Consider the following 11698-nt stretch of genomic DNA (forward strand, 5'->3'; position numbering starts at 1 on the left):
GTAAATCGGCAAGTTAATAAAGCATCTATCACTTAGATGCTAATATGGTCTTGCTGTTGTGACTGTGTCCCGCCAATACCAATAACCCAGCTAATATGCCCAAGTTTTTGACAAAGTTTTGCATCTCATGGGCCGCTTCTATTCCGCTAAAATTCCAAAAATCATGCAGACACAAGTTGATGACCACAACCATCAAAGCTAAACCCAGTGACACGATATAAGTATAGCGATTCGCCAATAGGGCAATAGCGGCTAAAATCTGTAGGGTGCCCGCCACGGCTAATAGCGGTTCAATTGCCGGCATGTTGTGCTTGGCCATCAACGCCACATGCATCTCCCAGCTAACAAACTTCATGACTCCGGGTAGCAAGAAATATAGCGCCAGCATCACGCGGCCGACAGTCACTAACATATTGGCTTTGTTCATAAAGATTTCCCTATCGTGGCCAATTAAATCACTACACCGTTAACAGTCAGCCCCACATCAATATTACCGCGCACCGCATTGGAATATGGACAGACTTGATGCGCTAGCTTCACTAATTGCTGTGCTTGTGCCGCTTCAAGATCAAGCTGAATATCAAGACTCACGCTTAGAGCAAAACCGCCGGCTTCACGCGGGCCTATGCCAACCAGTGCGGTTACAGGTGCTTGCTTGAGGGCAACTTTAGATTCACGAGCTACATGCAAAATAGCATTAGAGAAGCACGCACTATAACCGGCCGCAAACAACTGCTCGGGATTAGTGGCCTCACCCGTTCCGCCCATGGCCTTAGGGTAACTTAATGCTACATCAAGTAGGCCATCATCAGTTTTTACGTTGCCGTTGCGTCCTGCACTTGCTGTGGCTTGCGTTTGATAAAGTGTTGTCATGGTTAATCCTATATTTGGCTATTTCATCGTATTTGGCAGCAAGCAATTAGGTTGCGCACAATCTATTTTACAACAGTATCAGCAAATTAAGTTGTGCGCAACTTAAATATCAAGATTCATTGGTGATTAAAAAATCATCGCATTCAGGTTCAGTTAAGGCGTGCTTCTCTACACTAGCCGCAACTACACACCAAAACATCAAATGAGGACAACCAGTATGAAGCAAGTTATCATCATTTCGACATTATTGGGTGCCGCGGCTTTCGGTGCACTTGCGCTGACAACTAACGTTGCTGATGCACAAGAGTTAAACCGTGATACTTGGACTCAAGTTGAAGACGGCAAACGTGAACAGGCCGCTATTATTGCTAAACTGGGCTATCAACAGATGCGGTTGGTCGCAATGGGTGATGAAGCTGCAGTGTTATTTACTAATGTAAATGATCAACTGTATTGCAACCGCCAAGATGCACTGTTCGAACCGATTGAGGCAAGCATCAATGTTAATTTAAACATGAATAATCAATCACAAACTGTATCACTGCCCGCTAAAATTGGTTGTGAGGCCGGATACTCTTTTGCATTAGTAGAAACCGACCAAAGCCAACAATTGATTGCGATGATGCAAGATGCAAAATCACTGCAGTTTTACGATCAAAGCTATTCACTAAAAGGCTTTGATGAAGCGGTTCAGTCGGTGATTGACTAGCTGCGCAATATATTCACGTAGCCGTTAAGCCTACTAGTTTTATAATGCGCTACAAAACGTCACAGTAAAACCCTTTGTCTCTGCCATCGTGGGCGATATGCTTAAGCTATCACCCACACAACCTAAGGTGGCAATGGATGCAACACCCCAAACTCTGCGCAGATAACCTACTTTCCATTGCAACTAACTATGGTGCTAAGTGCAGCCTCAGCATGTTGTTCCCGGTATTACTGCTTATGGGCGCCCCAGCTCAAGCGGGGCAATGGCATTTACAACTCGACAACGACATTATTTATGGAGATGATGGGAATTATACCAATGGAATGGTGCTGGGTTGGTCAGCCAACTTACAGCAAGACTTAACTGCTGCCCCACGCTGGTTTCAGTGGCAAAATAAAGCCATGTTTAACCAAGACGTGACCCACCAAAATTGGGGGATAACGTTAACCCAACAGATGTGGACGCCAGGCGAGATAGAATTAGACACCCCCCAGCCCTATGATCGACCTTATGCGGGCTACCTATCCATTGAAGCTTTTAGTGCAAGTTACCATGACTCTCTTGCCCAAAAAAACTGGCTATCAGTCGGCGTAATTGGTCCAGCTTCGGGCACAGAGCATTTACAAAGTTTTGTGCACAAAATCACCGGATCAAGTGAGCCTAAAGGCTGGGACCATCAAATAGGCAATCAACTAACCCTACAAGCGGCATATGAAATTGATACGCTACTGTATCGCCAAAGCATCACTGAGCAAACTCAGTGGGAACTGTCTGGTTTTGGTCATGCTCAGGCAGGAAATTTTCGCAGCCAAGCAGATGTGGGGATGATCGTCCGCTGGGGTAATCAACTCAGCAATAACTTTGGCCATTTAAGCCAGCATACTGGCCACGTAGGGAACATAACCAGTGTCAGTCAGTCCAGCAGCTGGTTTACTTATGCGCGCGGTTTTGTTGGATATCGATTTAACGATTTAACCTTAGATGGCGATCTGAGTTACGACAGCCATGCCGAGCTAGAAAACAAACAAGCAGGGTTAGATATTGGTATTGTATGGGCCCAGTCAAACTGGTCAGTAGCATGGCGCTTTGCCACCTACACCAAAGAGTATCAGTCCGATCCAGACAGATGGCATGGCTATGGCTCGCTGCTTTTTGCCTGGTCGCTGTGATCAATGACTTTAGAAGCTAGAATCTAAAAACTAAAAGCCCAACCCAACATCGGCCCTTGTTGAACAAAGTCCATTGTTGAAGAGATCCCCTCTTGCTCAGTATCGTTACCTATTTGCAGGTAACGATATCCAAACCACACATTATGCAAATGACCAAAACGATACAAGCCCACGGCATTGAAGCCATAATTGCGATCATTGTCACCGACAATTTTGCTGTCTGCCGATATACCAAGTCCCCAATTATCCGTTAACCAATAGCGATATGAAATACCCACCAGCCAATCAAATTGATGCGATTTCGATAAAGGTATATTGGCCTCTACCTGAATCAGCCCTTCATCGACCACAGGTCTTACGTTTAAATCAACTTGATTGAACACATGTCTGACACCTGTCAGTAACCTCAGGCCAGGATAGACCTCATAACCAACCAATAGATCGTTAACTGCCATATGCATATCTGTTTCGATAGAATGCTCGGGCGCAATAATTCCACCAGTAATAGGGCCTTTAAGGCCTTCGGTACGGGTTTCACTTCTTACATGCAGATAATTAACCCGCAAACTATATAACCAACGGCCTTTCTGCGCATACAGTTCGCCAATAACACCAAAGGTCAAATTATCGAGAATATTTTCAAACGGCACTTCAATATCTACACGTTCACTATCGGCTTCAATTTCGCCTTGAATACTTGGTGCCCAAATCATTGGAAATGCCACCAAGTAATGCCAATCATCTGCAGCTTGTATATAGCTCTCGGGGCCGATTTCATAATCAACTTGACCATAAACTGGCAAAGTTAGCCCGTAAAAAGCCATCACTGCTGCAAACTTTGGCACATATCGAAACACTCTACTGAACGTCTGCAACCTATTCCCTCACTCTCATCATAGGTTCGCTATGGCTTAATCTTCAACCCAGTGCAGCACATCTTTTATCACCGACCATCGAGGTTGTTTAGGCTTGGCATTTTCACCCAGAATCCAATAATTATACAATTTATCGACGTAGCCACTCGATTTTTGCAGCTCTAGCCAGCTGTTCATAAAGCTTTGTAATGATTGATTTTCCAACGCCACCACATAAGATGCAGGAAAGGAGCGGATCTCTTCTCGATTATATAAAGTCGTATAGCTAGGATACAAAATAGTCCACGTTTTTCCTGCCTCTAAACTCAATAATAACCCGTCCCACGTCTGGCCATCATCGTCAAAAAACACTTTATCCGAGGCAATACTGTCAAACTGCCAGTGTGGGTATTTGAGCTTAAGCATAGGGATAATGGAGTAATCACCCACCGAGGCAACTCGTAAATTAAGTTTGTTGATTTTCTCAGGCGTATCAAAGTCATCTGCACGGTGATCTTTCACCACAAAGGTATAATGCAACGACAGTACCGGATTAGTGAAACTGACATACTGCAGACGCTTTGTTGTCATTTGAATGCCCGATATTGCCAAATCAAATTGCGCCGTGTTTAACGAATCCACCGCGGTATTAGGGCTATAGGGGATAAACTTAACTTCAACCCCTAACTCTAAGGCGAGCTTTTTCATCATCTCAATATCAAAACCTACCAGTTCATCCTTAGCGTTAAAGTAAGAGAACGGCACCTGAATCGGGTTATAGCCGACTCGCAGCTCGCCACTATCGACAATTTGCTTAATTGAACGTGGCTCGCCCGCCGCGATTGGCGTAGCATCAAGGTCGATACTGGCCTCTGGAAGTTTAGTCGCCGCACTCATGTGCGCTACCACTTCATCCATTTTGTATTCGGTATTAACAATCTTATTCAGCGCCATTGATGTCACCAAGAGGCAGACACCAAATACCACCGGGGTCAATGCACTGTATATCAGCAAACGTCTCATGCTGACTTTAGCAATACCGGCCAACATGGCGGTGCCGCCCACCGCAAGAATGAAGATGTTCATTGCCGCTAGCAATGACGTAAAGCGACTGGTAAACAGGCTCGACACCATATAAAGCTGGAACAGATCTGATGATAACTCCAGCGAATCAAGCAACATTGGAATGGTTAGGTAAACACTACCAAATAAGCTAATTAGGCCATTAACAGCCATTGGGAAATAGGTAATAAAGTCGAGTTCCTGGCCCGAGAACCATGCAGCAAACAGGACAAAAACAATGGTTAACAGTTTGCCCAAATTAGGGAAACTAAACACCACAGGCACAATAATATTAGCGTAATCATCGGTGTCTTTATCACCTAAATTATACTTATGGAACAAATCTTTAGTTCTTTCAATTAACAGGGGTAATACGATAAAGATATTGCCTGCTGCAAATGCGGTAATAAGTGCATCTTTTGCAATGCCAGAGATATCACGATACGAGAACGGCGTAATAACCGCAATAAGTGCCGGTAAAACCCAGTAAGTTAACAAGCCTGTCATCACCACATGTGCAGCAAAGTAAACTTGTAACTTTTGAAATTCATCAAAATCCATTGTACCGGCCGTTGCGGCCGTCATGGCAAAAATGCCTATCGGCATCATAGTCACAATATACTGGGTCACTTTATTGAAAGAGGCACCAAGCAATTGCATCGGCTTTAGCAAAGACTCTTTATCATCGATGGAAATAAGCGCAATACCCGTCGCCACGCAGAACAATACAATGGCTGGAATGTAACTATTAGAGAGCGAGAAGAAGGGGTTTGATGGAATGTATAAATCTAGAATATTGACCGACTTTGGATCTTCCAGTGCCGTTAAGCTGAAGAACTCACCAGCAACCCAGTCGGGAAACGTATACTTAATCATATACATAGCAACCAGGCCAAACAGCCAAATCACTAACATGAGCTTACCGACCTTCACCCCTAATGAACGCGCCTGATCATAGGTAAGATTACCTAAGCTCGAAATCAGTGAAACAATAATATAAGGAATAATGGTCATTTGCAGTAGCTTGATAAAGGCATCACCAATTACCGACATCCACGCCAAACGTTCACCGAAAAACAACCCACTAATAATACCAGCCGCGAATGACAACAACACAATTGTCGACATACTCATTTTTTTCTTTGGAGCTGCTGGGCTCACGTCTGCTTCTGTTGTGGCTTTTGCTGTCATAATGACATCCTATTCTCTTTAAACGGCGAACAATCGTTACCTGTCTGCTTTACCGAAATGACCCACTTGCTTCAGCACGACTGCGATACGGAAAACTCATCGATTGCTTCGCTATAGGTGGCTAAGTATTGTGCTATTTTTTCTTCAGGATTAAATAACTGCGCAGCCCGCAAACGCCCGGCCTGCCCCATGGTTTGTTGCAGATGATCATCAGACAGAATAGTGACAGTATGGGCTGCTAGCTGTTCGATGTTGTCGGGCTCTGTCATCAACCCGGTGACCCCATCTTGCATCACTTCAGGAATGCCATCGACGTTACTGGTCACTGTTGGCACCGCACTGGCCATGGCTTCGAGCACAACTAAACTAAAGGACTCTTTATAGCTAGGCTGGATCACACAATCGGCATTGGCTAAATAGGACTCAACATGGGTCACATCCCCTAAAAAGCTCACTTTATCGATGATCCCTAAGCGTCGACACTCGACCTTAAGGCCATCAACATCCGGACCTGAACCCAACAACACTAAACGCGCATCTAATTGTTGCTGAACAATATTAAACGCATGCACCACGGCTTGGGTGTTTTTAATGGCGCGAAAATTGGACACATGCATAATGATTTTTTCATCATCACCGGCCAAAGTCCTTCGTACATCCGTTGACGCATTGTCAGGGGTGAATACGGCTAAATCGATAAAGTTGTGAATGACTTCGATAGGATTAGAAATTTCAAAATTCTGCTTTATGTACTCACTTTGAAAAGCTGACACGGTGGTGACTTTGTCACTTTTATTGATACTAAATTGGTTCAATGGATACAAGGGCTTATCTTGGCCGATAACAGTGACATCTGTGCCATGAATAGTCGTAATAGTGGGGAATTTGTGCTGGCTAATTTCACAGGCTAAGTATGCACACAATGAGTGTGGAATCGAGTAATGTGCATGTACCACATCAAGTTGATACTGCTCCGCCACCTCAACAATTTTTGCCGTCAGCGCAAATGTGTATAACGGATCGGTAAACAGCGGGTAATGAATCGCTTCAACACTATGAAAGTGCACATTGTCTAAATCTTCTAATAACTTAAATGGTCGAGTTCGAGAAATAAAGTGAACTTCATGCCCTTGTTTGGCAATACCAAGGCCTAACTGCGTGGCTACGAGGCCAGATCCACCAATACTGGGGTGGCAAACAATCCCTATGCGCATATCCCACCTTAATCATGTTAGCAAAAAGTTATAGCTACATTATTGGAAACTAACATTAAATTTTGATTTCAACAAAAAAATCTTATCTTCATGCTACTAAAGACTTAGAAATTAATTCTGGGTTGTTTATTCAGCATAGTTCAGCTTAGGAAGATCATCCGGCAGCTTACAACAGCAAACGAACAAAACTCGTTGCATATGTAAACTCACAGGTAATAGTTCAATATGCCACCGACACGCTGATTTTCAGATTGCATCAACAGCTCGCGACTATGAGTTGCAAATTGCAAAAACGATTCAAAGAATAAAAAATAAACCAACTAATACAACAACTTGAATATTGGCACTACTCATGCATAGCTTATCCTACCTAGCTAATATGAGGGATACATCATGCCAAGATTAACCACACCACTATCTTTAAGTTTGGGCTTAATGGCAATGAGCCAACTGACTTATGCAGGCGAATTTCAAGCCTGCCCTACGCAAGCATTTATCATCCAAACGCCTTCTTCTACACCTAAAACCTTTGGCGTTGACCTCGCAACCGGTAGCTATAACACATTGTCTGCTGATATGGGCCGCACTAAAGCCTATAACGGCGTCGGTTTTAGCTACCATGACAACTACATCTATGGTTGGGATTATCAAAGTAATACCTTAGGCAAAGTCGGCGACGACTATCAGATCACCCCCTTGAATATGAGCAAAGATAACGATGCGAGTAGTGCGGGGAACTTCTACGTTGGCGATGTCGCGATAGCCGAAAATGCGTGGTATGGCTACCGCAAAAACAAAGGTCTTTTTAAGGTAGACCTAAACGATAGCAACAACTATTCAATGAACATTGTTGCTGGTAGTAAAAACCGCGCGACTTTCAATATTACTGACTTTGCCTTTCATCCAACCGATGGTTACCTCTATGCACTCACTAACGGCAGTATAGGCCGACTAATCCGCATAGACCCTCAAACTGGATCTGCCACTACCCTCGCCGATGTATTGACCTCGTCAGGAAGTAACTTTGTGTTCGGTGCACAATTTTTTGACCCCGATGGCAACCTGTATGTCAGTAACAATAGCAATGGTAATATCTACCGTGTCAACGTTAACGACGCTAATCCACAGGGCGAGTTATTTGCCTATGGTCCTTCATCATCAAGTAATGATGGCGCTCGCTGCGCACTGGCCGAAGTGCCAGTTGGCGACAATGTCGACTTCGGCGATGCACCTGACAGCTATGGCACGTCAATGCAGAGCAATGGTGCCCGTCATTCCATTGTGGCAGGACTCAATTTAGGTAGCTCAATTGACAATGAAGCCGATGCTTACGTTGCCCCGCTAAGTGATGACAGTAGCGACGGTAGCAATGATGACGATGGTATCAGTATGCCTACAGGGTTCGAGCTAGGCGAGACTGCAATCGTACTGGTTGATGTAACCGGCAATGATGGCTACCTCAATGCTTGGTTTGATTGGAACCGTAATGGTGAGTTTGAAGCTTCAGAACAAGCCATCTTGGCTGAGCCCGTCGACAATGGCAGTAACACCATCTTTATCGAAGTGCCTTCGTGGGCACAAACTGGTGACACCTGGGCGCGCTTTAGATTAAGCACTCAGCAAGATATTGCCGCTACGGGCGGTGTCGGTGACGGCGAAGTAGAAGACTACCAGATTAGCCTGACCGAAACGGGAGTCACAGTAAACTACTACCCTTCCTCATCCACTTACACTTCTATTGCCTATGAAGATCTTTACCCTGATCAAGGTGATTTTGATATGAACGATGTCGTGGTACAGCTGCAGTTTGCTGAATACATTAAAGACAACAAAGTCCGCCGTATCAGCATCAAAGCGCAACTCGCCGCAATGGGCGCAGCCTATCATAACGGTTTCGCTATCCAACTGCCTGCAGTTGCTCGTAGCAAGGTCAAAGAGTCGCTGGTTACCTTATATGTGGATGGGGTTAAGCAATCCGACAACCCACTTGAAGCGGGGCAAACCAATGCGGTGATGATATTCACCCAAGATCTTTCTGATCACGTCACATTAGCGCAAGGTTGCCAATACTTGCGTACCGAAGCTGGCTGTGACACGGCATATCGCACCACTTGGGAGATGCAAATTCCTTTCAACACGCCAATTGAGACAAGTGCAATGCCTGCGTTTCCCTATGATCCATTTATTTTTGCCACCCCCAATACCGACCATGGCGAAATTGCTAAATACTACACCGACGGTAACAACCCGGGACGAAAGTGGGAGGTTCACCTCAAAAACATGGCCCCCACAGATACATTTGAGCCTAGCTACATTGGTGCCCGTGATGATGCCGCAGATGCCAGTTTAGGTCGATATTTCCAAACAGAAAGTGGTATGGCGTGGGCACTAGAAGTCCCCGTTAATTGGCAGCACCCGATTGAGGAGCAGCGCCTTGACAGTGCCTATATCGACTTTGTTGACTTTGCAGCAGACTCCAGTGGTGAAACAAAACCAAACTGGTACTTAAATCCCAACAATCAACTTGTGTTCGGCAATCAATAGGCAGCTAAGGAGAAGACTATGAATACCTTAACAAACTCGTCAATGAACATGGTGTTAAAAAGCCTCAAAATAGCCCTAGCCGCTCTCGGTGTGATTGTATTATCTGCCTGTGGTGGAGGCGGTGGCGATGACGGTGGTAGCTCACCTAGTGCTGCTGCGCCATCAACAACAACACCGCCGGCGACCACGACGCCACCAGCGACGACAACACCACCTCCGGCAACGACACCGGATCCAGTGCCCGACCCAAGCTCATTAGATGACTTAGCGGTGGACCCTGATAACATGTTGCAATCGGTTTTTGAGTTAGCCATAGATATTGATTTGGGCAGCACCGAACGGGCTTACTTCTCGCTTTGTGACCAGTTCCAAAACCAAGGTAGTGACTATAAAGTGAACTATAACTCTTGCTTGTATCGTGGGGCATTAACAGATGGAAAACTAAGCAGTGCCATCAAAGTGGCAAACCACCAAACAGAGTTATTGGCAGTGTTATGGAAATATGATGGCTCAGCGCCAAGGTTTCAGCTTTGGCAGCACCAGCAAGGCACCAACCCAAAACTAACCATCAACAACTAAAAACTAAAAAGGCGATACTTAACGTATCGCCTTTTTTATCTGACAAATAGCGCCACTTACATGACTTTAGCACTTGCTACAGCATTAAAATCGCGGCTATATCGTAACTCAAACTCTTCGCGAGTTTGCGCAGATACCGGCATAGGAACGAGTGGTGACACTTGCAGACGCTTATCTAAATCTGCTGCACCATATCCAAGAGCAAATGCATCACTTGCCTCACCTGCTGCAAGCGTTTGCAACATCCCCACATCATCACGCTCAGCAACAATCAGCGCTTGGTTGGTTATGCCACCGCCCATCCAATGAAATTTCACATCTTCAGGTAACGGTGCGATAAATAGACTGCTGTTTTGGCTAGCTGTATAGACATTACGATAAATGTATCGACAGTACGTTGGATCTTCAGCACAAAACGGGCCACCACCGGTGTAAATTCGATCGGCATAGTGACCGACAAAATCCATTTGTTCAGCTGCGCCTTGAAGCTCAAAAGTCACCTGCGTAGCTAAATTATCTCCTTGGTCTTGATGTGATGGGAACTCAACATCAAGTTGGTAGTCACTAATATCATCAAATGCGATTTGCTGCGCTTGTGCTTGACGGCGTTGAGACCACATTTTTAGCTCATTAACGCTAGACTGGCGCACAATAATGGCGGCTTCATCATCAGCAACTGGCGCCCAAATTGTGGCATCCTGTGCTTCAGTCATTACGTCTGCAGCAAGTGGATACTGACTGTACTGTACGACAGTGCGGTCAGCACTCATTGGTGATTCCACAGTCAATAGCTCGCTTTCAATTGAAGCAGTCACAGTGACTTCATCTTGAGCCTCAAAATCACGGGTATCAAACAACTCAGAGAACAGCAGTTGACCAGCGTCATCATGGCTAGTTACCAGTAATGGCGACTCTTCTGCGAGGTTAACTTGCAAAACATCTTGGCTCAGTACGCCGTTGGCGACATATTGCAGTTGCTGACCACCACTTTGATTGACAAAGCTCAGTGATTTAACTGAATCCTGAATTGCAGCACATTGAGCCACATCACCATCATCGATAGCATGCAGTAACACTTTACTTGCCTGAGAAATCAAGCTGATCTCATAAGTCGCGCTACTCCAGGTTTTAAAGTCTGGATTTTGGCTGCGATAAAAGTAACTCAAATAGCGGCTATCTTCGGGTAGATCTTCTAACAAAATGGCACCATTTTCATTAGACTCGCCGCTGATTAGCACAGCACCTTGAGTATCATAAATCGTATACTCAACACCGGCGATACCACAGTTAGGGCTTTTCTCACTACTGATATACAGTGCATGCACTAACTCTTCAGCTGGTGGCCAGTTGTCCTCCGGTGGAGTGGGCGTACCGTCGTTAGGGTTATTCGAGTCACACCCAACAATAAGCAATGACAACATGATGGCTAAACTAGTTTTTTTCATCAAAATTCCTTACTCATACCCGATGAAACTGGGTTTCACCGGGTACGAAATGATAGGT

Annotated in this window: 10 protein-coding genes; 4 read left to right on the forward strand and 6 right to left on the reverse strand. The window is 45.1% G+C overall.

What is annotated here, in order from left to right:
• Positions 1 to 28 precede the first annotated feature (28 nt).
• Both FLM48_RS14775 and FLM48_RS14780 read right to left on the reverse strand, forming a co-directional pair.
• On the reverse strand, positions 29 to 427 hold the full coding sequence (locus tag FLM48_RS14775) for a DoxX family protein (protein WP_179025157.1): 399 nt from the start codon (positions 425 to 427) through the stop codon (positions 29 to 31).
• A gap of 23 nt (positions 428 to 450) precedes the next feature.
• On the reverse strand, positions 451 to 873 hold the full coding sequence (locus FLM48_RS14780) for an organic hydroperoxide resistance protein (RefSeq protein ID WP_179025158.1): 423 nt from the start codon (positions 871 to 873) through the stop codon (positions 451 to 453).
• Between the two features lie 217 nt (positions 874 to 1090).
• Between FLM48_RS14780 and FLM48_RS14785 the strand changes: the two genes are divergently transcribed.
• A complete protein-coding gene (locus FLM48_RS14785) occupies positions 1091 to 1582 on the forward strand; it encodes a hypothetical protein (protein ID WP_028773947.1) in 492 nt (163 codons plus the stop codon).
• 137 nt (positions 1583 to 1719) lie between these two features.
• Positions 1720 to 2751 (forward strand): lipid A deacylase LpxR family protein, encoded by a 1032-nt coding sequence (locus tag FLM48_RS14790; RefSeq protein ID WP_179025159.1) that lies wholly within the window; start codon positions 1720 to 1722, stop codon positions 2749 to 2751.
• Between the two features lie 23 nt (positions 2752 to 2774).
• Here FLM48_RS14790 and FLM48_RS14795 read toward each other — a convergent pair whose 3' ends face one another.
• From FLM48_RS14795 to bshA, 3 genes are all read right to left on the reverse strand, one after another.
• On the reverse strand, positions 2775 to 3596 hold the full coding sequence (locus FLM48_RS14795; protein WP_218645299.1) for a hypothetical protein: 822 nt from the start codon (positions 3594 to 3596) through the stop codon (positions 2775 to 2777).
• Positions 3597 to 3662: 66 nt separating this feature from the next.
• Positions 3663 to 5858, reverse strand: coding sequence for a cation:dicarboxylate symporter family transporter (locus FLM48_RS14800; protein WP_179025160.1), 2196 nt, complete (start codon positions 5856 to 5858; stop codon positions 3663 to 3665).
• A 71-nt stretch (positions 5859 to 5929) separates the two neighbouring features.
• Entirely contained in the window at positions 5930 to 7072 is a 1143-nt protein-coding gene (gene bshA, locus FLM48_RS14805; RefSeq protein WP_179025161.1) for an N-acetyl-alpha-D-glucosaminyl L-malate synthase BshA, read from the reverse strand.
• A gap of 393 nt (positions 7073 to 7465) precedes the next feature.
• On the opposite strand from bshA, the gene FLM48_RS14810 reads away from it, so the two are divergent.
• Together FLM48_RS14810 and FLM48_RS14815 are read left to right on the forward strand one after the other, a co-directional pair.
• Positions 7466 to 9616, forward strand: a complete 2151-nt coding sequence (locus tag FLM48_RS14810) for an LruC domain-containing protein (protein ID WP_179025162.1) — start codon at positions 7466 to 7468, stop codon at positions 9614 to 9616.
• 18 nt (positions 9617 to 9634) lie between these two features.
• Positions 9635 to 10195: a hypothetical protein gene (locus FLM48_RS14815; RefSeq protein ID WP_179025163.1), complete on the forward strand. Its 561-nt coding sequence runs from the start codon at positions 9635 to 9637 to the stop codon at positions 10193 to 10195.
• Positions 10196 to 10251: 56 nt separating this feature from the next.
• Here the strand turns inward: FLM48_RS14815 and FLM48_RS14820 are convergent, their stop codons facing one another.
• On the reverse strand, positions 10252 to 11640 hold the full coding sequence (locus FLM48_RS14820) for a hypothetical protein (protein WP_179025164.1): 1389 nt from the start codon (positions 11638 to 11640) through the stop codon (positions 10252 to 10254).
• Positions 11641 to 11698: the final 58 nt, after the last annotated feature.

Source organism: Shewanella sp. Scap07, assembly GCF_013394145.1.
GTDB classification, from domain to species: domain Bacteria; phylum Pseudomonadota; class Gammaproteobacteria; order Enterobacterales; family Shewanellaceae; genus Shewanella; species Shewanella waksmanii.

What these genes read in the sequence shown, in the direction of transcription:
- FLM48_RS14775 (WP_179025157.1), bottom strand. Translation starts at nt 427, where the DNA reads ATGAACAAAGCCAATATGTTAGTGACTGTCGGCCGCGTGATGCTGGCG.
- FLM48_RS14780 (WP_179025158.1), bottom strand. Translation starts at nt 873, where the DNA reads ATGACAACACTTTATCAAACGCAAGCCACAGCAAGTGCAGGACGCAAC.
- FLM48_RS14785 (WP_028773947.1), top strand. Translation starts at nt 1,091, where the DNA reads ATGAAGCAAGTTATCATCATTTCGACATTATTGGGTGCCGCGGCTTTC.
- FLM48_RS14790 (WP_179025159.1), top strand. Translation starts at nt 1,720, where the DNA reads ATGCAACACCCCAAACTCTGCGCAGATAACCTACTTTCCATTGCAACT.
- FLM48_RS14800 (WP_179025160.1), bottom strand. Translation starts at nt 5,858, where the DNA reads ATGACAGCAAAAGCCACAACAGAAGCAGACGTGAGCCCAGCAGCTCCA.
- bshA (WP_179025161.1), bottom strand. Translation starts at nt 7,072, where the DNA reads ATGCGCATAGGGATTGTTTGCCACCCCAGTATTGGTGGATCTGGCCTC.
- FLM48_RS14810 (WP_179025162.1), top strand. Translation starts at nt 7,466, where the DNA reads ATGCCAAGATTAACCACACCACTATCTTTAAGTTTGGGCTTAATGGCA.
- FLM48_RS14815 (WP_179025163.1), top strand. Translation starts at nt 9,635, where the DNA reads ATGAATACCTTAACAAACTCGTCAATGAACATGGTGTTAAAAAGCCTC.
- FLM48_RS14820 (WP_179025164.1), bottom strand. Translation starts at nt 11,640, where the DNA reads ATGAAAAAAACTAGTTTAGCCATCATGTTGTCATTGCTTATTGTTGGG.